At 74.3% G+C, this 22,026-nt stretch carries 15 protein-coding genes; 4 read left to right on the forward strand and 11 right to left on the reverse strand.

The features are described from left to right. Nucleotides 1–85: 85 nt before the first annotated feature. From AC07A4_RS39520 to AC07A4_RS39550, 7 genes are all read right to left on the reverse strand, one after another. Nucleotides 86–283: an aroma-sacti cluster domain-containing protein gene (locus AC07A4_RS39520; RefSeq protein ID WP_478608925.1), complete on the reverse strand. Its 198-nt coding sequence runs from the start codon at nucleotides 281–283 to the stop codon at nucleotides 86–88. Nucleotides 284–384: 101 nt separating this feature from the next. After that, on the reverse strand, nucleotides 385–1,074 hold the full coding sequence (locus tag AC07A4_RS39525) for an iron-containing redox enzyme family protein (protein ID WP_478608927.1): 690 nt from the start codon (nucleotides 1,072–1,074) through the stop codon (nucleotides 385–387). Between the two features lie 87 nt (nucleotides 1,075–1,161). Then, on the reverse strand, nucleotides 1,162–2,202 hold the full coding sequence (locus tag AC07A4_RS39530; RefSeq protein ID WP_478608929.1) for a radical SAM protein: 1,041 nt from the start codon (nucleotides 2,200–2,202) through the stop codon (nucleotides 1,162–1,164). Next, nucleotides 2,199–3,359: a radical SAM protein gene (locus tag AC07A4_RS39535; RefSeq protein ID WP_478608932.1), complete on the reverse strand. Its 1,161-nt coding sequence runs from the start codon at nucleotides 3,357–3,359 to the stop codon at nucleotides 2,199–2,201. The genes AC07A4_RS39530 and AC07A4_RS39535 overlap by 4 nt, the downstream gene beginning before the upstream one ends. A gap of 139 nt (nucleotides 3,360–3,498) precedes the next feature. After that, nucleotides 3,499–6,069, reverse strand: coding sequence for an FtsX-like permease family protein (locus tag AC07A4_RS39540; protein WP_478608935.1), 2,571 nt, complete (start codon nucleotides 6,067–6,069; stop codon nucleotides 3,499–3,501). A gap of 1 nt (nucleotide 6,070) precedes the next feature. Next, nucleotides 6,071–6,838, reverse strand: coding sequence for an ABC transporter ATP-binding protein (locus AC07A4_RS39545; protein WP_478608938.1), 768 nt, complete (start codon nucleotides 6,836–6,838; stop codon nucleotides 6,071–6,073). Nucleotides 6,839–6,896: 58 nt separating this feature from the next. Continuing rightward, a complete protein-coding gene (locus tag AC07A4_RS39550; RefSeq protein WP_478608941.1) occupies nucleotides 6,897–9,482 on the reverse strand; it encodes an FtsX-like permease family protein in 2,586 nt (861 codons plus the stop codon). Nucleotides 9,483–9,612: 130 nt separating this feature from the next. Between AC07A4_RS39550 and AC07A4_RS39555 the strand changes: the two genes are divergently transcribed. Then, entirely contained in the window at nucleotides 9,613–12,846 is a 3,234-nt protein-coding gene (locus AC07A4_RS39555; RefSeq protein WP_478608944.1) for an AfsR/SARP family transcriptional regulator, read from the forward strand. Between the two features lie 42 nt (nucleotides 12,847–12,888). On the opposite strand, the gene AC07A4_RS39560 is transcribed toward AC07A4_RS39555, so the two are convergent. Further along, the gene (locus tag AC07A4_RS39560; RefSeq protein ID WP_478608947.1) at nucleotides 12,889–15,120 is read right to left on the reverse strand and encodes a terpene synthase family protein; all 2,232 of its coding nucleotides are present in this window, start codon (nucleotides 15,118–15,120) and stop codon (nucleotides 12,889–12,891) included. A 289-nt stretch (nucleotides 15,121–15,409) separates the two neighbouring features. On the opposite strand from AC07A4_RS39560, the gene AC07A4_RS39565 reads away from it, so the two are divergent. Beyond that, nucleotides 15,410–16,750: a 6-phospho-beta-glucosidase gene (locus tag AC07A4_RS39565; RefSeq protein WP_478608950.1), complete on the forward strand. Its 1,341-nt coding sequence runs from the start codon at nucleotides 15,410–15,412 to the stop codon at nucleotides 16,748–16,750. A gap of 49 nt (nucleotides 16,751–16,799) precedes the next feature. Then, nucleotides 16,800–17,189 carry a (2Fe-2S) ferredoxin domain-containing protein gene (locus AC07A4_RS39570; RefSeq protein ID WP_478608975.1) on the forward strand — a complete coding sequence of 130 codons (390 nt, stop codon included), beginning with the start codon at nucleotides 16,800–16,802 and terminating at the stop codon, nucleotides 17,187–17,189. Nucleotides 17,190–17,197: 8 nt separating this feature from the next. On the opposite strand, the gene AC07A4_RS39575 is transcribed toward AC07A4_RS39570, so the two are convergent. The 3 genes from AC07A4_RS39575 to AC07A4_RS39585 all read right to left on the reverse strand — a co-directional run bounded on the left by AC07A4_RS39575 (nucleotide 17,198) and on the right by AC07A4_RS39585 (nucleotide 19,545). Next, nucleotides 17,198–17,698, reverse strand: coding sequence for an FBP domain-containing protein (locus tag AC07A4_RS39575; RefSeq protein ID WP_478608952.1), 501 nt, complete (start codon nucleotides 17,696–17,698; stop codon nucleotides 17,198–17,200). Between the two features lie 12 nt (nucleotides 17,699–17,710). Continuing rightward, nucleotides 17,711–18,448 (reverse strand): GNAT family N-acetyltransferase, encoded by a 738-nt coding sequence (locus tag AC07A4_RS39580; protein WP_478608977.1) that lies wholly within the window; start codon nucleotides 18,446–18,448, stop codon nucleotides 17,711–17,713. 176 nt (nucleotides 18,449–18,624) lie between these two features. Then, on the reverse strand, nucleotides 18,625–19,545 hold the full coding sequence (locus tag AC07A4_RS39585) for an NADP-dependent oxidoreductase (RefSeq protein ID WP_478608955.1): 921 nt from the start codon (nucleotides 19,543–19,545) through the stop codon (nucleotides 18,625–18,627). Between the two features lie 244 nt (nucleotides 19,546–19,789). On the opposite strand from AC07A4_RS39585, the gene AC07A4_RS39590 reads away from it, so the two are divergent. Then, entirely contained in the window at nucleotides 19,790–21,856 is a 2,067-nt protein-coding gene (locus tag AC07A4_RS39590) for a phosphocholine-specific phospholipase C (RefSeq protein ID WP_478608958.1), read from the forward strand. Nucleotides 21,857–22,026 lie beyond the last annotated feature (170 nt).

Below are 22,026 nucleotides of genomic sequence, written 5' to 3' on the forward strand. Positions count from 1 at the left end.
GCTGTCGTGGTCACGTGCCGCAGGGCCCAGGCGGTGGTTCGCCTGGGCCCTTGGAGCGGTGAGTTGTCCGCCGTGGCTCCGCGTCCTACCAGACGACGCCGCCACCGAGCGGGCTGGTGCTGTGCGCGACGACGTCATCGGCCGCGTGGAGGCGGGACCTGATGGAGTTGAGGAGGCTGACCTCTTCCTCGCTCAGTTCGGCGATCGCCGCGAGCTGCTGCGGGTTGGCACCCTTGAAGTCATGGCCGGCGGCCGTGAGTTCCTTGAGAGCGTCGAACGACATGGCGTTTCTCCTTGGTGGGTTGGGCTGGGTTGGTTTCGGTCGGGCTGTGCGTGCGGGTGGCCCGTGCGTCCGTCGGGCGGACGGCGCGGCGCCACTCGCGTTCAGGTGGCCGCGAGGGCCGGGGCCGGCCGGGAGGCGAGCACCGCGCGCAGCGCCGTGTCGGCGGCGTCCACGGAGTGCAGCGCGCTCAGACCGATGGCCGTGGCCAGATCGCGGGTCAGGGGCAGCTGGTCGAGGGTGCGCAGGAGTTCGGCGCGGTGCCGTACGTCGAGCGCGGCGTGGCGTTCCAGAGTGCGAAACGCCGTGCGCGGGAATCCGGTGCGGCGCATGAGTTCCGCGGTCAGCTCCCGCGCGGGCGGATTGCCTTCGAGCACCGCGATGTGGCCGAGCAGACAGGCCGGGTGGTAATGGCGGATCCAGTAGTACTGGGCGCCCACCAAATTGGCCACGGACGCGTCAGGAAGGCGCCGCAGCGGCTCCCGCGGGTCGTGCCCGAGGGCCTCCAGATCCTGTCTGAGCCATTCGTCGTGGCCCTGTTCCTCGCGGATGTGCCGGGTCAGATAGCCGACGAGGTGCTCGGCGACCGGATCGTCCTCGGCGCGGTCACGGGCCTCCTGCAGCGCGCATTCCATCAGCGGCACGGTGGACCGGATGGCGGTGTGCAGCATGCAGAGGTATTCGGGATAGATCTCGGGCAGGCGGGGGGAGTTCCACAGGTCCTTCGAGGTGGCGACGAGCCGGGGAAGGAGGAGCCCGATCTTCGAGAGGAGCACACGGCTGTGCCGGGTCATGGGTTTGTCTCCTGTTGGTCTCGCGGTGCGCCGGACACCTGGGCGACGGGCGTCGTGGCCGGCGACCGGGGCCTGGCGACGAAGGGTTCAGGGGGCGAGGCCGGCCAGGGCGGACAGCAGTGCCTCGTCCCGCCCCCGGGCCGCCGCGCGGCGCTTGGTCATCGTCCAGCACAGCCCGCAGATGGAGTGGAACTCGCGGTCGGCGAGGTCGCGGTACTGCGGCAGTCCGGTCAGCACCCCGGGGCCGACGGAGCCCAGGGCGGCGAAGAAGGCGTCGTCGTGGAACTCCCGGACGGCGGCGGCCACCTGAGGGCCGTCGGCGGCGTCGCGGCGCAGGGCCGGGGGACCGGCTCCCATGATCACGGATTCGTTGCAGCAGGCCGTGACCCGGCCGTCGTAGCGGACGACGGCCGCGTCCACCACGTCGCAGCGGCCGAAGTCCCGGCCCGCCGTGCGGTCCTTCCACGCGTAGTGCGCCGCGCCCCTGCCGTGCGGCAGGCCCTGGGTGGGGACCAGTTCGGCGTGGTGGTGCCAGCCCGGGCCGAGGGCGCGGACGAGGGAGGCCCGGGTGTCGGCGAGGGCGTCGCCCTCGTCGACGCACTGGACGACGAGGGGGCGGCCGTGCCCGGCGATCACGCGGGCCGCGTTCACGAACCGCTCGGGCCCCTGGCTGTCGACGTGGTGGGCGTCGGTGCTGAGGTAGACGGCGCTGGTGCGCCGCAGGACCTCGTCGATCCAGCGCGGCGCCCGCGCGGACCTCGCCCAGAAGCCGCTGGTGTAGATCACCACCCGCTTGCCCGCGTCGGCCAGGTGCCGCACCGCCAGGGTCAGTCCGCGCCGTTCGACGAAGGGCTCCCCGCCGGAGATGCCCACCAGCGAGGTGCGCGGCAGCGCGGCGAGCCGCTCGACGATGGCCGTGAGCAGGCCGAAGTCGGTGATGCGGGGGCTGTCGGGGCGGGAGTCGACGGAGCAGTGGGCGCAGCCCACCGGACAGCGGTCGGTGAGGAAGAACAGCACCGAGGCGCCACGGGTGCGCCGGATCGCGAGGACGTCCTGGTGCGTGAGGGGCGCGGGCGCTGTGTCGTGCGCTGCGGGCGCCGGGGCGGTCCCCGGCTCGGGCGCGCTCATCGCGTGCTCCCGGCGGGGTCCGGGCCGACCAGGCCGTCCACGGGGACGCGGTCATCGCGGCCCCCGGGGCCGCGCGGGCCGGGCGGCGCGTCCAGGCCGAGGGTGATCAGCTCGGCGTACTCGGAGATGCCGTAGTTCCTGGCGAAGGTGACGGGCCCGGCCTCGAACAGGAGGTCCGTGGTGCGGTCCTCGACCAGGCGGGTGGCGGGCAGGGCCGAAAGGCGCCGCACGGCCTTGGGCACCTCACGGTCCTTCGACAGGACCCAGCAGGTCTGGCAGTACCCGGCCGTGCCGCAGCCCCCGCCCGGTGAGCCGTGCCGCTCCATCATGTACTCGGGTCCCGTCGCCCGGATCGCCCGGACCATCGGGTTGTCGACCGCGCGCGCTCTGATCGTCGCCCAGTCGTCGCGGGCGATGTGACCGAGGTAGAGGTGCGCGGGCAGGGGCACGTTGCCGTCCATCACGTCCTGGTTCCCGCACGCCGTCACCTGGCCGTTGAAGCCGATCACCGGCCAGGCGGCGACGGCGCACGGCTCGGCCGTGCCGTCGGACGGCGCGAACGGCGCGTGCTTGAGCCAGGTCTCGGCGCGCCCGATCGGGCTCACCGGCACCACCAGCATGGGCACGCGGTCGTCGAACTCCCTGCGCACGTCCGCCGTCAGGCCCGCGAGGTACGGATCGCCCGGACCCGTCCCTGTCAGCTGGAGGCTGACGTGCTTGCCGTCGTCGAGGAGCTCTCTGAGGACGCGGAAGACGGCCGCCCGCGGCACCTCCTCCTCGTGGTAGACGTCCAGGCTCGCGGAGAAGTGGTCCACCGCGTCGATGGCCTGCCGGACCGCCCGCGGAATGCGCTGCCCGCGCTGGGCGAAGAAAAGGCCGGACAGTACGTACGACCTGCCGCCCGCCGCCCGGGTGAGTTCGGCGATGTCCCGGACGAGGCGCGGCCGCAGCAGCGCCTCGCCGCCGGACATCAGGACGAATTCGGGGCGGTTGTCCGCGGTGAAGGTCTCCGCGAATCCCCGGAATAATTGCTCGGGGTATTCCTCGCTGTCCATCATCGAACTCGTGGAGCAGTGCTTGCAGTGCAGGGGGCACCTGCGGGTGAGCCCGAAGAAGACGGCCGCCGCCGGTACCGGGCGATAGCGCAAGATCTCCATGAGGTGCACTGGAATACCCCCGTCGCCTTGTCCTTCGTCCATCTCGTGCGTCCAGCATGGACTGTCGTACTTACGTTCGCCTTTGGGATCGGTTGCGAACTGGTTCTACCGTTTGCGCGGCGGACCCCAAAGGCGTCGCTCAGGGGCCGGGAAGCGCGTTCTCCGGCCGGTTCCTGAGCGCGAGTGCCGCTGGCAATGCCGTGGAAATCAGCGCGAGCGCGGTGACCCCCGCCAGGACCAGGGCATAGCCGAGCGGAGGCACGCTGAAATCGGTCGACCCGGTCAGGGCGCCATTCGCTCCGGCAAGGCCAGTGAACGCGATGGCGGTTCCCGTGGCCGCGCCGATCAGCACCGCGATGAGCGTCTCCAGATACAGCATCGAGGTGATGTGGCGCGCGCTCGCCCCGAGCAGCCTGAGCAGCGAGACCTCCCGCGACCGCTCGGCCGTCCCCATGAGGAGGCCGTTGATCATCGACACGGCGGTGAACAGCACGAGCACCGAGAGCACGAGATAGGTGCCCGCGGTGTTCTGGGCGAGCGCGGTGCGCAGCTCGCCCGCGTAGCTGTCGACGTCGGTCACCTTCACCGTGGGCTGCCGCTGTGCGAGCGCCGCCGCGGCCGCGCGCAGCTCGTCCCCCTGCCCCGGCGCCGCCCGTACCAGGACCGAGTCGTCGAGGTCCTCGTGCAGATGGGACGCGAGATAGCGCTCGGACAGCAGGACGTCACCGAGCCCGAGCGGCCGGTCGAAGACGGCGCCCACGGTGAGCCGCACGGGCGTGCCGTCCCCCAGCCAGGCGCGGAAGGTGTCCCCGACGTCGAAGCCGCGCTGCCGGGCGTAGGTGCGGCTGACCGCCGCGGTGCCGCCCTTGTCCAGGCTCTTCAACGAGCCCTCACGCAGCCCGAGATCGAGCACCCGCCCGGCGGCCGCCGGGTCCAGGGCCTGCGCGCCGAGCACGTCCGGGGTGCCGAGCACGTCCGCGATCACGGTCGTCGACCGGGTCGCCGCGACGGCACCGGCCCCCTTCAGGTCCCGGGCGGCGGCCAGCACCCCGCTGGGCAGGCCCGGGGCGTCCCGCGGCAGCAGCACCACGTCGGCCTGGGTGCGCCGGTCGGTCTGCTCGGCGGTGACGCGGTTGAGCGAGCCGGTCACCAGGAGCACCGTGCACGCCATCGCCACCGTCAGCATCAGGGCCGAGGCCATCGAGGCCACCCGGCGCACGGAGAAGCGGGAGTTGGCGTGCGCCAGCCACCCCGTCACGCCGCCGACGGCCGCCACCGCCGCGCCGAGCAGCGGTTCCAGCAGCCGCGCGAGCAGCGGCCCGAGCAGCACCGCCGCGCCCATCAGGAGCATCACGATCAGATACTGGAAGGCCACGCCGACCTCGCCGCCGATGGCCTGCGTGGCGAAGAACAGCGCGATGCCGCCGCCGAGGGGGACCAGCGCGATCAGGACCCGCGTCACGGTGACCGGACGCCGCGGCGCCGCCGCCTCCTGGAGGGCGTCGGCGGGCCTGATCCGCGACACGCGGCGGGCGGCGGCGAGCGCCGCCACCACCGCGAGGAGCAGCGTCCCCGCCGCCGAGGCGAGGAACGGCACCGGACCCACGACGAGTTCGTACGCCTCTGGGGCCGTGCCCCGGGCGTGCAGCCGGTCGACGATCACCGCGGCCAGTGGCACCGCGAGCAGGAAGCCCGGCAGCAGACCGGCCACCGCGGCGAGCAGCGTCTCGGTGGCGACGGTGCGCCGCACCTGCCACGACGTCGCCCCGACCGCCCGGAGGAGCGCGATCTCCCGGGTGCGCTGGAGCACGCTCAGCGCGATGGTGCCGCCGAGCACGAACACCGCGAGGAAGCCGCCGATGCCCGCCAGCGGACCGAACAGCTGCGTCGTCGACGCGACCTGCTCGGTGACCCCCGGCGCGCCCGCCTTCGCGCGCTCGTCGCCGGTCAGGACCTCAAGCCGGGGCAGGTCCAGGGCCTCGCGCACCCGCTGCGCCACGGCCTTGGCGTCCGTGCCGCCGCCCGCGAACACCCCCGCGTACGCGGCGCCGCCGTCCACCCCGGACAGCCGCTTGGCCGTCGCGGAGGTGAAGAACAGCGAGGACTGGTCAGGCAGTTCGCTCAGCGAGCCGGGGCGCGCGATACCGGACACGCGGTACGGGGCGGGGCCATCGGCGGTGACCACGCGCACGGAGTCACCGGTCTTCAGGCCCGCGCGGGCCGCCGTGCCCGCGTCGAGGACCACGTCGTCGTCCGCCCGCGGCGCCCGCCCGGAGCTCAGCGTGAACGGAGTGAGCGCGGCCGCGGCCCAGGAGTGCCCCTGGGTGAGGCCGTCGTCGGGTCCGGCCGCGGGGCCGCCTCCGCGCCCGACGGCCTGCGCGTAGAAGGGCGTGTCCGTGACCACGCGCCGCACCCCGGGCACGTCCCGCAGCCGCTCCACCGCGCCCTGCGACAGGCGCGGCGGCTGGTCCAGCGGATAGCTCTCGTGGTCGACGTTCTGCCCGGAGCCGGTGCGAATCGAGATGTCGGGGTCCATCCGCACGAGCGCCGACGTGGCGCCGAACCGGTCCTTGTCGGGCACGGCGCGAAGGCCCGACTCCATGAGCATCCCGCACGCGGCGATGAGCATGGCCGCCATGGCCGCCGCGCACAGCGCGCCGAGGAACCCGTGCCGGTGCTCCCTGATGCCGGAGACGGCGAGGCGCAGCACCTCAACCCCCCAGCCGGGCCATGCGGTCCGAGATCCGCGCGGCGTCCGGGTGCCGCATCGCGTCGACGACGATGCCGTCGGCGAGGAACAGGACCTGGTCGGCGTACGCGGCGGCCTGCGGGTCGTGCGTGACCATCACCAGCGTCTGCCCCGTGGTGTCCACGACCTCGCGCAGGAGCCGGAGGACCTCCTGGCCCGAGGCCAGGTCGAGCGCGCCGGTCGGCTCGTCCGCGAAGATCACCTCGGGCCGGGTGACCAGCGCGCGGGCCACGGCCACGCGCTGCTGCTGGCCGCCGGAGAGCTCGGCCGGGCGGTGCCCGACGCGGTCGGTGAGGCCGGTGCGGGCGATCACGTCGCTCATCCACGCCTTGTCGGGGCGGCGCCCGGCGAGCCGGAAGGGCAGCAGGATGTTCTCCCGCGCGGTCAGCGACGGCACCAGGTTGAACGCCTGGAACACGAACCCGATCCGCTCCCGGCGCAGGATGGTCAGCTTGCGCTCCTTCATCCCGCTGATGCCGGTGTCCCCGAGGTACACCTCGCCGGACGTGGGCTGGTCGAGCCCGGCCGCGCAGCGCAGCAGGGTGCTCTTGCCGGACCCGGAGGGGCCCATCACCGAGGTGAACGAACCCGGCGGCAGCGCGAGGGACACCGCGCGCAACGCGTGCACGGCGGAGGTGCCGCGGCCGTAGGTCCGGGTCACCTTGTCGAGGCGCAGTGCCGACCGGGTGTCCGGCGCGGTCCGTGTCGTCTGCTGGTCGGGCAGAGTCATGAGCTTGCCTTTCGCATGTCGTGCGGTCATGAGGCGGCCGCCCCGTCCCGCTGTCCTGTCATGGGGCGGCCGCCCCCTTCGTCCCCTGCCAGGTCCGCAGCACCCGGGCCGCCGGGACCAGCGCGGCGCCCAGGGTCAGCGCGAGCGCCCCGCCGACCGCCCCGGCCAGGAAGCCGGGCGGGCCGCTGACGTACACCTCGCCGCTGAACGCCGCGCTGGTCGCCATCAGCACGACCGAGGCCACGGTGCCGCCGAGCACGAGGCCGCAGACGGCCACCACCGTGCTCTCCCCGGCGACCAGGGCGAGCACGTCCCTGCGCGTGGCGCCCGCGAGCCGGAGCACCGCGAACTCGCCGGAGCGCACCAGCGTCGCCATCACCAGCGTGTTGGCGAGGGCAAGGGCGGTGAACACCGCGATCAGCGCGCTGAAGACGTACGCGGGCCACGTCTGCGAGGCCCCGTCCGCCGAGCCCGCCGCGAGCAGCGCGTCGCGCTCGGCCGCCTCGGCCATCGGCCAGGCGCGGGTGATCCGCGCGAGGCCCGCGTCGTACGCGGCCCGGTCCGCCCCCGGCGCCCGGGTCACGTACACCGCGTCGAGCAGCGGATCGGGCGTGTGCGCCCGCAGCACCCGCTCCGGCAGGATCAGGTCGGCGAAGCCCATGGACCGGTCGTAGCGGGCGCCGATGGTCAACTCGGTGCGGGTGCCGTCGGGCAGCCGGAGGCGTACGCGGTCGCCGACCTTCCAGCCGTACTCCTGGGCATGCTCCTGGCTGACGGCGACGTCCTTGCCCGCCGTCACCTGTCGCAGCGAGCCCTCGCGCACATGCGGGGCCAGCGCGCGCGGGAACGCCGTGTCGGCCGCAAGCGCGCGGGAGTTGACGCTCTCCGCCTCGTCGGTCCGCACCGAGATCCGCACCCAGGCGCTGGACGTGGCCGACACCGACTCCACGCCCGGCACCCGCGCCACCTCGTCCGCGAGCCGCGGCGGCAGGCCCGCGGCGTCATCGGGCGCCAGGACGGAGTCCGCGACCAGGCGTTCGCGCGCCCAGTCGTGGGCGGCCGCGGTCTGCGAGGTCTGCATGTAGAGCGTCGCCAGCGGAAAGCCGATCAGGAGGACGAGCGGCACCGCCGCGGCGGCCACCCGGCGCGGCCCCGTCGCGCTGTTGGCGAGCGCGAGCCCGCCGGTGCGCGGGCACAGCGGCCGCAGCAGCGCGCCCGCGAGCGGCACCAGGGGCCGCACGAGCGCGGGCCCGAGCACCGCGACGGCGGGCAGCAGCGTCAGGATCCCGCCGAAGGCGAGCCCGGCCCCCTGGACGCCACCCGTCGAGATCCCGAACACGATGAAGAGAACCGTCAGGACGATGAGGGTCAGCCCCATGAGCACCCGCGACCGCGGTAGCCGCCCATCGGCGAGCGCGGCCTCGCGCAGCGCCTCCTCGGGCCGCACCCGGGCCGCGCGCCGGGCCGCCGCGGCGACCGCGAGGCGCGTGAGCACGACCCCGGTGAGGGCGGCCCCGGCGAGCGGCAGCCAGTCCACCTCGACGACCAGTTCCTCCGGCGCGATGTCCAGCGAGACCAGTCCCCGCGCCAGCGGCTGCGCGAGCGCGGCCCCCACGGGCACCCCCGCCGCCGCGCCAAGCAGGGCGATCAGCAGGGTCTCCCAGCCGAGCATCCGCTTGACCTGCCGGGGCGTCGCGCCGATCACCCGCAGCAGCGCGATCTCGCGGTGCCGCTGGAGCACGGCGAAGGCGAACCCGCTCGCCGTGACGAACAGGGCGACGAACACGGCCAGCGAGCCCATGCTGACCACGAAGACCAGGGTGTCGATGAACAGGGTGTCGCTGACGGACACTTCGGCGTCCGCGGTGTTGCGCAGGACCTCCACCTCGGGCTTGTCGCCCACCGCGGCCCGTACGCGCGAGGCGAGCGCCCCCACGTCGGCGCCGTCGTCGGCGAACACGGCAAGGGCGTGCAGGCGGTCCGCGCCGCCCGCGAGCCGCGCGGCGGTCGACCCGGCGAAGAACAGGGCCACCTGATCCTTGATCAGCTCGGCCCGGGGCGCCGCCGCGATCCCGCTGACGCGGTAGGCGCCCCGCCCCTCCTCGACCGTGAACACCCGGACCCGGTCGCCGACGCGGAGCCCGCCCCGCTCGGCACTCGCGGCGTCGACGACGACGTCCCGCTCGCCGCGCGGCGCCCGCCCCTCGCGCAGCCGCAGCGGCGTCACGCGCGCGCTGTCCCAGGCATGGCCCAGCGAACGCTCGCCGAGCTCCGGCGGCACGGGCCGCCCGTCGGCGCCCGTCACCTGGGCGGAGAAGGCGAGATCGGGCACCACGGCCCGGACTCCCTCGACCTTTTCGACGCGTTCCGCCAGCGTGGCCGGTACCTGCGGGCGCCGCACCAGCGGCGCCTCGACATCACCGAAGCCCGGCTCGTGGACGCGCCCGTCGAGCCCGGCGTCGGCGTTGCCGGTGACGACCAGCGACGCCGCGTCGAAGCGATTGGCCTCGCCCTCCCCGCGCAGCGCGGACTGCAACAGCACACCGGACGCTGTGAGCAGGACGAGAGCGAGGGTGACCGCGGCCAGCGAACCGGCGAAGAGCGCACGCCTGGTACGCAGGGTTTGCAGTGCGAGCCTCAGCACGAAGGCCTCCTTTCGCACCAAGGATCGGCCCCGGCCCTGTCCGAAACCTGTCCGCCGCATGTCCCCGCCCGGTTCAGCCCGTCCAAAGAACCGGTGGCGACGGAACGCACCCCGTGGTCCGATGGCTGACATGGAGTTCGCGTTACTCGGAGAGCTCGCGGTGCGGGATGAAACGGGGCGTCTGGTTCCGATTCCCGGCGCGCTGCAGCGGGCCCTGCTCGCCCTGTTGCTGCTGCACGCGCCCGCGACGGTCAGCCGCGGCCGCCTCCTGAGCGAGCTGTGGACCGGGACGCGCGCCCAGGACCCGGTGGCGGCCCTGCACACGGCCGTCGCCAAGCTCCGCCGCGCCCTGCACCCCTGCGCGCCCGGCCTGATCCGCACCGGCCCCGCGGGCTACCGCCTGGAACTCTCCGGACACGCCTTCGACGTACGGGACTTCGAGAGCGGCCTGGCGGCGGCGCGCACCAGCAGCGACCCCCGCGCCCGCGCCGAGGAACTGCGGGCCGTCCTGCGCAAGTACCCGGGACCGCCGCTCGCGGGACTGCCCGCGCTGCCCTTCGTCCAGCAGGAGCGGGCCCGGCTCACGGCGCTGCGCCTGACCGCCCTGGAGCGCCGCGCCGAGGCCGAGCTCGACGTCGTCGCCCACAGCGCGGCCACGGCCGAGGCCGACGTCGACCCCTCCGCGCTCGTCGAGGAGCTGCGGACCGCCGTCCACGACGAACCCGACCGGGAGCGCCTGTGGGCCCTGCTCATCCGGGCCCTGCACGCCTGCGGCAGGACCGCCGAGGCGCTTGACGCCTACCGCGCCGCCCGCGCCGACCTCCGCGAGCGCCTGGGCATCGAACCGGGCCCCGAACTGCGCGCCGCCCAGGGCGCGGTGCTCGCCGCCGCACCCGTGGGGCCGGTGCGCGTGCCGTCCCCCGCAGAGGCGCCGCCCGTGCGCACCGCTCCGCGCACGCCCGCGTCGGCGGACGCCCTCTTCATCGGCCGTGAGGAAGAACTCCAGGAGCTCGCCGCCCAGTTGAAGGGGCCCGGCTTGATCACGGTGGTCGGGGCGGCCGGGCTCGGCAAGACCCGGCTCGCCCTCGCCGCGGCCGCCCACGAGGAGCGGTCGGGCGCCCAGGTGTGGCGCGTCGACCTGGTGCCGCACGCGCCCGGCGGGGTCACGGCCGCCGTGGCCCTCGCCCTCGGCGTCACGGCCGCGGGACTCGGCCCGCGCGCCACCCGGACGCGGATGCGCGCCCTGGCCGAGCGGGCGGTGCGGCCGCTGCTGCTGCTCGACAACTGCGAGCACCTCCTCGCCGACGCGGGCGAGGTCGTCGCCGACCTCCTCGCCGGCTGCCCGCGCCTGCGCGTCCTCGCCACCAGCAGGGAACGCCTGGGCGTCGCGGGCGAGTTGCCCTACGCGCTGCGGCCGATGAGCGCGCCGGACGCCGCGCGCCTGTTCCGCACCCGCCTGCACCGCCTGTCGCCGGACGCCGCGGACGCCGCCGTCGACCACGAGGTCACCGGCATCTGCGAGGCCGTCGACCGCATGCCGCTGGGCATCGAACTGCTCGCGGCGAAGGCCGCGACCGCCCCGCTCAGCGGCATCCTCACCGGCCTGCGCGCCCGCCGCGGCACCCTGGACACCCGCCTGTGGTCCGCCGACGCCCGCCACGGCACCCTGCGCGCCGCCGTCGACTGGAGCTACCGCCTCCTGACCCCCGACGAACAGGCCGCGCTGCGGGCGGTGTCGGTGTTCACGGCCGACTTCACCCCCGAAGCGGCCCGCGCCGTGGCGGGCCCCGGCGCCCCCGCCGCCCTGTCCCGGCTCGCCGCCAAGTCCCTGCTGGTGTTCCTGCCCTCCGCCGACCGCCCCGCCTACCGCATGCTCGTGCCCGTACGGCAGTACGCGCGCGCGGCCCTCGCGGACGCGGGCGAGGAGCCCCGCACCCTGCACCGGCACGCGACCTGGGTGGCCGACCTCGCCGAGCGCGCCGCCCGCGCCATGCGCACCGGCGGCTTCCGCGAGGCCTACACCGAACTGACCGCGGCCCAGCCGGAGATCACGGCCTGCCTGGACTGGCTCCAGGGCGACGCGCCCGCGGGCCTCGCCACCGGGGACGCGCCCGCGGGTCCCGACGCCGCGGAGCCGCCCGTGGGCCCGCCCCCCGGCCCCGCCGACGGCTGCGCCCCCGACCCCCTCCTGGCCTCCCGCGTCGCCACCCGCCTCGCCCTGTACTGGACCGCCGCCGGGCGCCAGGCCGAAGGCCGCGAGCGCCTGGTGCGGGCGCTCGCCGTCACCACGCCCCGCTCCCCGTGGTACGCGGAGGCGCTCGCCTGGTGCGGCTGGCTCGGCGTGAACATCAGGCAGGAGCGGGGCGACGAGGAGCTGCTGCGCAGGGCCGTGCCCGCCGCCGAGGACGCCGGTGACCCGGCGGTCGTGACGTTCGTGGGCGCGCTCGCCCTGACCGTGCACGTGCGCCAGGAGCGGCTCGTCGAGGCCCGGGCCGTCGCCCGCCGCACCGAGGCCGCGCTCGACGCCTACCGGCACGGCTGGGAGACCGGCGTCTGGCACCTCTTCCACAGCGAGCTGCTCGTCGCCGAGGACGACGCGCGCACCGCCCTGACCGCCGCCGTCACCGCCCGCGAGCTCCTCACCGACATCGACCCCAACTCCGCCGCCACCGCCCTGACCATGACCGGCATGGCCCACGAGCGGCTCGGCGATCGCGCGGCGGCGCTGCGGTCCTGGCGCGCGGCCCGCCAGGAGCTGCTCCTGATCGGCTCGGAGCACGAGGCGGCGTGGCTGGCGGGGGTGCTCGGCTACCTGGCCGTGGGCGACGGCGACACCGCCGCCGCCGAGGCCTTCGCCGACGCCCTGGAGAGCTACGCCACCGAGACCGACGACACCTATCTGTGGGCGAAGTCGGCGACGCTGCGGGCCCTCGTCGCGGCCGCGCGCGACGACCTCGACGAGGCGGAGCGGCTGCACCTGGCCGCCGTGTCCCGCTACCAGGAGGGCCATCGCCCCGAGTGCGTCGCCCACGACGTGGCGATGCTCGGCCGGATCGCCGCCGCCCGGGACGACCTGGTGCTCGCCCGCATCCGCTGGGAGCGGGCGCTGAACGCGGCGCGCGTCTCCGGGCGCCCGCACGCCCAGCTCCTGGCGCTGCGGGGCCTGGCCGGACTGCCGCCCGCCGCGGCCGCCGACGCGGGGGCGCCGCGCGGCGAGGCGTCACCGCCGCGCGCCCGCCTCGCCGAGGTGCTGCGCGAGGCGTCACCGCCGCGCAGCACCGAGTGCCCCTTCCACCTCGCCGTGGCCGACGCCACGTGCGCGGACGGAACAGCGGACGGAACAGCGGACGGAAAAGCGGGCTGAAACGCGGACGGACATGCGGACGGAAAGGGCGCCCGCCCCGGATCAGGCCGGGACGGCCCCGCCCGGCGAGGAGAACTCCCGCAGCCAGGCGGGCCGCACGACCTCCATGCCGAGCCCGGCGGGCACGGGCAGCGGGCCGTGGGAGAGGTCCTCCTCGCGGTAGCGGCGGCAGTCCCGGTGCCAGATGTGAATCCCGGCCAGCCAGTTGCACAGCTCCCGCACATACCCGTCCAGGACGTCCCGCTCTCGCTGCCCCAGGTCGAAATCGTCGTACAGAACGGGCAGTTCATGCGCGATGACGTGCTGGAACTGGCTCATGCGGGAGCGCATCAGATCGTCCACGATGGCCAGCGCCGTCGGGTAGTCGCAGTCGAAGAAGTTCTGCACGACGAGGACCGCGTTGTGCACCTCGCCCTCGTACTCGATCTCCTTCTGGTACGAGTAGACGTCGTTCATCAGGCACGCGTAGTCGGCGGCGGCGTTCTCCAGGCTGCGCATCGGGCCGCTCTCGTAGATCTCCCGCGGGATCGATCTGTCGTGGCTGAGGCGGCACAGGCTCATGGTGAAGTCGGAGCCGAAGGTGAGGCGGCGCGTCTCGATGTAGTCGACGGGCTCGGGGACGCGGTGCTGCGCCTGGTTGGCGAGCTCCCACAGCCAGGCCTCCAGCATGTCGACGAGGGTGCGGCGCAGCGTGGCCCGCGCCCCGGGGTCCATGGGGGCGGTGGTGCGGGCCCACAGGTCGCCGAGCCCGCGCTCCAGGGCGTTGAGGGGCGGGGGCGGCGCGCCGTCGAGCGGCATGAACAGCGTGAGCCGGTCCGTGCACACCCGTGCGCCCAGCAGGTCGCGTGTTCTGCCGAACACCACCGGGTAGTAGTCGTCGCCGTAGGTGCCCCAGGTCAGCCAGCACGCGTCGAGGTCGAGCTGCGCGGGTGTCGCGTCGGGGTGCAGGCCCGCCGCGCACAGCGCCAGGTCGTATCCGGCGAGCTTGCGCGCGTCCCAGATGTGCGAGGCCGGGACGCCCGGCTGTGGCTGGAGCATGCCCATGCGGGCCGCCCAGTCGAGGACTTCGCGCCGCGAGCCCTCCAGGTGCGGGGAGTGCGTCGTCGTGAACGGCATGTCGAAGTCCGGAATGCGGGAGGGGCCCACGCGCTGGAACGGCACGTGGGTGAAGCGCCGCACGCGCCCCGCGCCCGTCGCGGACAGCAGCGCCTTCACCCCGGTGGCGGCGGTGCCGACGCCGGTGGGGCCCGCGAGCGGCGACACCTTGGCGAGGGCGCCCTCGTTCATGTAGCGGCTGGAGCGCAGGTGCCACTCGTGGCCGCCGGACTGCCAGTCCTGCAGGCCCTTGGCGTACGCGAGGACGTCGGCGCAGCGGTTGGGCGGCAGCCCCTTCTCGGCGAAGAGCGGCGCGAGCTCGGTGAAGAACGTGTCCTCGAACTGCTGCATCCGCGCGGTCAGCAGGTCGTTCACGGAGTCGGCGGCCTCCTGAGTGGAGCAGCCGAGGAACGTCTCGAGGACCAGCACGCCGTTGCTCAGCTCGCCCTCGTCCTCGACCTCCCGCTGGTAGGAGAACAGGTCGTTGCGCAGGTGCACGGCGTCGGCGAAGGTGTCCCTGAGGACGCGCAGCGGACGGCTGCCGGCGACGCTGGCCGGGACCTCGGCCCCGGTCGCGTACTCGATCAGGCCCGCCGACCAGGGCGCGCCGCCCACCTTGCGGCGCATCTCGATGTACTCCACGGGGTTCGCCACGCGGTGGGCGTTGATGTTGGACAGCTCCCACATCGACTCGTTGAGGAGATTGCGGGTGCTCTGTGCGAAGCGCCGCCGCCAGTCCAGGGACATCTGGGGCACCGTGCGCGTCCACAGGTCGGCGAGGCCCGCCTCCACCGGGTTCGTCGGCTCCGGCATGGGCGCGGAGAGGTCCATCGGCATGAAGGCGGGAAGCCGGTCCAGATAGGCCTTGCCGCCCTCGCGGTCCTGGGTGCGCTTGAACAGCTCCAGGAAGTGGTCGTCGAAGAAGAACACCCACACGTACCAGTCGGTGACCAGGGACAGGGCGGCGCCGTCGCAGTCCGGGTGGGTGTACGCGCACAGCAGGGCGTAGTCGTGCGCGTCCAGGTCGGCCTGCTCCCACACCCCGGAGCCCTCCAGCATGCCGAGGCCGCGTGCCCACTGCCGCGCGTGCGAACGTGCCTCTTCCACATGGGGGTTCAGACGCGCGGGATGCACCATGTAGAAGTCGGGCAGTTCGAAGGGGCGTGTCGGCTGGGGCATGCGGAGGTCTCCTCGCGCAGGGGGCGTACGGGCAGCCAGGCACTACCCCCCAACGGCGCACCGATGCCGTACTCGGCCTACGGTCACACCATCGCGTGATACGGCGAACCGATTCCGCGAGGTTTCTCGAACGCCCGCGCGGACCGCGCTCGCCGGTGCGCCCGGTACGGCCCCGGACCCGCGCCCGGCGCGCGACCCCGGCGAGGTGGCGGGTGTGCACGAGGTACGGTCCCTTGCGTGGGGCGGGTGAGGCAGACGTGAGGCAAGTGCCAGGCAAGGTGGTGCAGACGTGAGGCTGACGATTCTCGGCGGAGGCGGATTCCGCGTACCGCTCGTGTACCGGGCGCTGCTCGGCGACCACGAGGAGGGCCGCGTCACCGACGTCGTCCTGCACGACATCGACGCCGGGCGGCTCGACGCGATCGCCCGCGTGCTCGCCGAACAGGCCACCGGGGTGCCGGACGCCCCGGCCGTGCGCGTCACCACCGACCTCGACGACGCGCTGCGCGGCGCCGACTTCGTGTTCTCCGCGATCCGCGTGGGCGGCCTCGAGGGGCGCGCCGCCGACGAGCGCGTGGCACTGGCCGAGGGCGTCCTCGGGCAGGAGACGGTCGGCGCGGGCGGCATCGCGTACGGGCTGCGGACCGTGCCCGTCGCCGTCGACATCGCCCGCCGCGTCGCGCGGCTCGCCCCCGACGCCTGGGTGATCAACTTCACCAATCCGGCGGGCCTGGTGGCCGAGGCCATGTCCCGGCACCTGGGGGACCGCGTCATCGGCATCTGCGACTCGCCGGTGGGCCTCGGCCGCCGCGTCGCGGGACTGCTCGGCGTGGAGCCTGGCCGGGCCTGGCTCGACTACGTGGGCCTCAACCACCTGGGCTGGCTGCGGGGCCTGAGGGTGGACGGCCGGGACGAACTGCCGAGGCTGCTCGCCGACCGCGATCTGCTGGGCTCCTTCGAGGAGGGCAAGCTCTTCGGCGCCGACTGGCTCCAGTCGCTCGGCGCCATCCCCAACGAGTACCTGCACTACTACTACTTCAACCGCGACTCGGTCAGCGCCTACCAGCGGGCGGAGCGCACGCGCGGCGCCTTCCTGCGCGACCAGCAGGCCCGGTTCTACGAGACGATGCGGGGCCCGGGCGCCCCCGCCCTGACGACGTGGGACGCCACCCGCGCCGAGCGCGAGGCGACGTACATGGCCGCCAACCGGGACGCGGCGAACGCCGGGGAACGCGCCCCCGAGGACATGGAGTCCGGCGGCTACGAGCGGGTGGCGCTCGCCCTGATGCGCGCCATCTCCCACGACGAGCGGACCACGCTGATCCTCAACGTCCGCAACCGCACGACGCTCCCGGTCCTGGACGCGGACGCCGTCATCGAGGTGCCGTGCCTGGTCGACGCCAACGGCGCGCACCCGGTGTCCGTGGCCCCGCTGCCCGGGCACGCCACCGGCCTGGTGTGCGCGGTCAAGGCGGTCGAGCGGGAGGTCCTCGCGGCGGCGGACAGCGGCTCACGGGCCACCGCCGTCAAGGCGTTCGCGCTGCATCCGCTCGTGGACTCCGTGACGGTGGCCCGCAGGCTCCTCGACGGCTACCGCCGCGAGCACCCCGGACTCGGCTACCTGACATGATCACGGAGTGACCTCACCGACGCCCCCGGCGCCCGCCGCGCCTTCCGCGATAGCCCCCGCGGCCCCGGCCGCCCCCGGCACGGGCCGCCCGTGCACGCTGGTGGTGTGCCGGGGCTGCTGCTGCGGCGACCCGGTCAAGCACCCCGGCACCGACCACGCGGGCCAGTTGGCACGGCTGCGGGCCGCCGCCGACGGCTCGGGCGGACGGTTCGCGGTGCGTACGAGCGACTGCCTGGGCCCCTGTGGCCAGGCCAACGTCATCGTCGTCCAGCCGTCGCGGCAGGGGAGGCTGAACGGGGGCCGGGCCGCCTGGGTGGGCTTCGCGCTCGACGAGGCATCCCTGGACGACATCCTCACCTGGGCGCGCGCGGGCGGCCCCGGCATCGCCGCGCCGCCCGCCGCGCTGGCCCTGCAACTGGTGGACCCGCGGCGGCTGTAGGGGGACCTTCAGGCGGCGAGGACCTGGTCGATGAAGCCGTTGACGTTCCGCACCGTGCGCGCGTGCTGCTCCTCCAACGTCAGGCTCTCCTCGAAGCGGCGGGCCAGGGCGGACTTCTTCTTGCCGCGCACATACAGCGAACACGCCAGGTCCGCGCAGACGTAGAGCCCCACGGAGTTGCCCTGCCGGCCCGCCTCGCCCGCGCGCGGCGCGACCAGCAGGGTGATCCCGCTGCCCGCCTGCGGCGTCACGCACACCGTGCAGATGCTCGACTTCATCGCGCTGCGCTTCATGCCGGACGAGGCGCGCAGCGCGATGCCGACGAGCCCGCCCTGCCGCTCCACGACGACATAGCCGCGCTCGGGCGCCTTCGGGTCCCGCCAGCCCAGGAAGTCCAGGTCCGGCCAGGGCGTCTCGGGGAACCCCGCGGGCAGCGCGAGCCGACGGGCCTCGCCCTTCGTGCAGTTCACAAAGGCGGCACGGATGTCTTTTTCGAGCAGGGGGTTCATGGGGCGAACGTATCAACGGCCCCGGAGCGCCGTCCTCCCGTTTTCCCCGTGCCGCGGTGCCCGCACGAAGCGGAAGCGGACCGTGCGGCGCACCCGGAACCCGAGCGACTCATAGAGCCGGATGGCACCGGTGTTGCCCGCCGCGGTGTGCAGGAAGGGCGTCTCGCCGCGCTCCTTGATGCCGTACGCCACCGCGCGCACGAGCCGGGTCGCGAGGCCGCGGCCGCGGAACGCGGGGTCGGTGCAGACCGCGCTGACCTCCCTGAAGCCCGGCGGGTGCAGCCGCTCCCCGGCCATCGCCACGAGGGCGCCGTCGTGCCGGATGCCGAGATACGTGCCGAGCTCGACGGTACGGGCCAGGAAGGGGCCGGGGCGGGTGCGCTCGACCAGGGCCAGCATCTCGGGTACGTCGTCGGGGCCGAGCCGCACCGCCCGCGCGTCGGGGGCGGCCGCGAGCCCGTCGTCGACGAGTTGCACGCCCCGGCCGTCGTAGGTCGTCTCCCAGTTGTCGGGCACGGGCGCCGTGAGCGCGGGCAGCGCGATCTCGCCGTCCGTGTCTACGAGCGCGACGAGGTCCGCCCAGTCCGCGGCCGTGGGCTCCGGCGGAAGCCCGAGCCACGGCGAGACGTCGGCGGGATAGCGCACGACGCGCCCCCGGCGCTCCGCGAACCGCGCGTGCGGACCGGTGAGGGAGGCGAAGCCCGGGTTGTCCAAGGGGTGGGCGGTGTCCGAGGGGTGTGCGGTGTCCAGGGGGTGCGCGGCGCCTTGGAGGCGCGGGTTGTCCTGGAGGTGCGGGTTGTCCTGGAGGTGCGGGGCGTCCTGGAGGTGCGGGGCGTCTAGGAGGTGCGGGGCGTCCGCGCCGAGCGGGCCCGCCCCCGTGCCGCGTATCGCCTCGTCGGCGCCGACCGTGCCCGCCCCGGGCCCTGTCACGCGGCGACCTCGATGACGACCTTGCCGCGCGCGTGGCCGCTCTCGACGGAGCGCAGGGCCTCGCCCGCGCGCTCCAGCGGGTACGTCGCCGTGAGGTGCGGCCGCAGCACCCCGGCCGCCGCGAGGCGGCCCACCTCGACCAGGACCTCCGCCGTACGGGCGCGGACCACGGGCGAGCCGCCCAGCTCCGCCACGATCTGCTTGCCGCCCGCCGTGACCAGACGCGCGCGGTCCTCGACGAGGGTGGCGACGTCCCGCAGCGGATCGCCGCCGACCAGGTCGAAGACCGCGTCGACGCCGTCCGGGGCCACCGCCCGCACCCGGTCGGCCAGATCGGGTCCTGATGCCACATGGGTCGCGCCGAGCGACTCCACGTACTCCTTCTTGCCCGCGCTCGCCGCGCCGATGACGCGCAGCCCCTCGTGCGCGGCGAGGCGGGCCGCGAAGCCGCCCACGCCGCCGCCGGCGCCCGTGACCAGGAGCGTGGCCCCGGCGGGCAGGGCCAGTTGGCGGATCCCGTCGTAGGCGGTCGCCGCGGCCACCGGAAGCACGGCCGCCTCCGCGAACGACAGGCCCCGCGGCTTGTGCGCGGCGACCGCAACCGGCAGCAGGGTGCGCTCCGCGTACCCGCCGGTCAGCGTCGAGCCGAACACCGCGTCCCCGACGGCGAACCCCTCGACGCCGGGGCCGACCCGCTCGACGACGCCCGCGGCCTCGCTGCCGAGGGCCTCCGGGAACACGGCCGCCCCCTGGCCCGGCCTGCGCTTGCCGCCGCGCAGCTTGTGGTCGACGGGGTTGACGCCCGCCGCCCGCACGGCGATCAGGAGCTCGCCCGGTCCTGGGTCCTGGACGTCCCGGTCGATGAGGGCCTCCACCTCGGGGCCGCCGTGCCGGGTGTATACGTACGCCTTCGCCATCTGTCCCTCACTCCGGTGCCGAACTGGGTCTCGACGATCACAAGGACGGCGGGGGCCCCGGCATTCCGTCCCGTGTCGGACTTCACGCGACCGCAATGTCGGCCCATGGATCACAGGGGTTTGGCCTCGTCTTCACACGCCGGACACGGTCCCTTCCACCTCGCCCACAACCCTTCCCTGCGCGTGCTCCGCTTGGCACACTGCACCCGCCCCTCGCCCCCACCCCACCCGAGGTCGCTTCCCCATGTCTGAACTCAACCGGCGCCGCTTCCTGCAGCTCACCGGCGGCACCGCCGCGTTCTCCGTCCTCTCCCAGAGCATCAGCAGGGCCGCGTCCCTGCCCGCGCGGCGCCGCTCCGGTTCCCTGGAGGACGTCGAGCACATCGTGGTCCTGATGCAGGAGAACCGTTCCTTCGACCACTACTTCGGCACCCTGAAGGGCGTGCGCGGCTTCGGTGACCCGCGCCCCGTGAAGCTGCCGAGCGGCAAGCCGGTGTGGCACCAGAAGAGCGGCGGCACGTCGGGCAAGGAGGTCCTGCCGTTCCACCCGGACGCGGACGACCTGGGCATGCGGTTCATCGCGGGCCTCGACCACGACTGGGCGGGCGGCCACCGGGCGTTCCACAACGGCGCCTACGACCAGTGGATCCCCGCCAAGTCCGAGCGCGCGATGGCTCACCTCACGCGCGGGGACATCCCGTTCCACTACGCGCTCGCCGACGCCTTCACCGTCTGCGACGCCTACCACTGCTCGTTCATGGGGGCCACCGACCCCAACCGCTACTACATGCTCACCGGGCACGTCGGCAACGACGGCAAGGGCGGCGGCCCCGTCCTCGGCAACCAGGAGCTGGGGTACGGCTGGACGACGTACGCCGAGCGCCTGGAGCAGGCCGGGATCTCCTGGAAGGTGTACCAGGACATCGGCGACGGCCTGGACGCGGCGGGCAAGTGGGGCTGGATCGAGGACGCCTATCGCGGCAACTACGGCGACAACTCCCTCCTCTACTTCAACACCTTCCGCAACGCCAAACCCGGCGACCCCCTCCACACCAAGGCCCGCACCGGCACCAACGTCAAGGCGGGCGACGGCTACTTCGACGTCCTGAAGGCCGACGTCGCGGCGGACCGCCTGCCCAAGGTCTCCTGGATCGCCGCCCCGGAGGCGTTCAGCGAACACCCCAACTGGCCGGTGAACTACGGCGCCTGGTACATCGCGCAGGTCCTCGACGCGCTCACGTCCAACCCTGCCGTCTGGGCCAAGACCGCCCTGTTCCTCACCTACGACGAGAACGACGGGTACTTCGACCACGTCGTGCCGCCGTACGTCCCCTCCTCAGCGAACCAGGGCCTGTCCACCGTCGACACCACGCTCGACTACTTCCCCGGCAACGCCCAGTACGCCGCCGGGCACTACGGCCTCGGCCAGCGCGTCCCGATGATCGTCGTGTCCCCGTGGAGCACCGGCGGCTTCGTGTGCTCGCAGGTCCTCGACCACACGTCGATCATCCGGTTCATGGAGAAGCGCTTCGGCGTCCACGAGCCGAACATCTCGCCGTGGCGGCGCGCGGTCTGCGGCGACCTGACCGCCGCGTTCGACTTCGGCGGCGCGGACACCCGCCCGGCCGACCTGCCCGACACCTCCGGCTACGAGCCGCCGGACCACCAGCGCCACCCCGACTACTTCCCGAAGCCGCCCGCGAGCCCGGCCCTGCCCCGGCAGGAGCGCGGCTCCCGGCCCACCCGGCCGCTGCCGTACGCCCCGCACGTCGACGGCGCCGCGACGCCCGCCGACGGCAAGTTCCGCCTCACCTTCGGCGCCGGGGACGCGGCGGGCGTCTGCTTCCACGTCCGCTCCGGCAACCGCGGCGACGGCCCCTGGACGTACACCGCCGGGGCGGGCCGGACGGTCTCCGACGCCTGGAACTCGGCGTACTCCGGCGGCAGCCACGACCTGTCCGTGTTCGGCCCGAACGGATTCCTGCGCGTCTTCAAGGGCCCCGGCAAGAAGGCGGGCCCCGAGGTCAGCGCCCGCCACGACCGCGCCACCGGCAACCTCACGCTGACCCTCACCAACGCCGGGGCCGCCGCCTGCGCCCTCACCCTCACCAACGCCTACGGCGGCCGCCAGGACGTCTTCACGGTGCGCCCCGGCGCCACCGTCCAGCACACGGTGGACCTGGGCGCGACCCAGCGCTGGTACGACCTGACGGTCGTCTCCGACACCGACCCCACGTTCCGCCGCCGCCTGGCGGGCCACGTGGAAACCGGCAGGCCGGGAGTCTCCGACCCGGGCTTGAGCACCCCGTAGACCGCGCTGGCGCTGCCGGTTGCGGCGAGGTATTTCAGCCCGTCCGGCGTTTGAGGACGAGGCGCGGAGCGCCGAAAGGCTTTGCGGGGGGGGGGGGGGGGGGGGGGGGGACCCCCAGAACAGAAAGGGGGGAACCCGGGGCACCCCTAAGGGCTCCGCTGAGGGAAAAA

It is taken from the genome of Streptomyces sp. NPDC043996, from assembly GCF_056435225.1.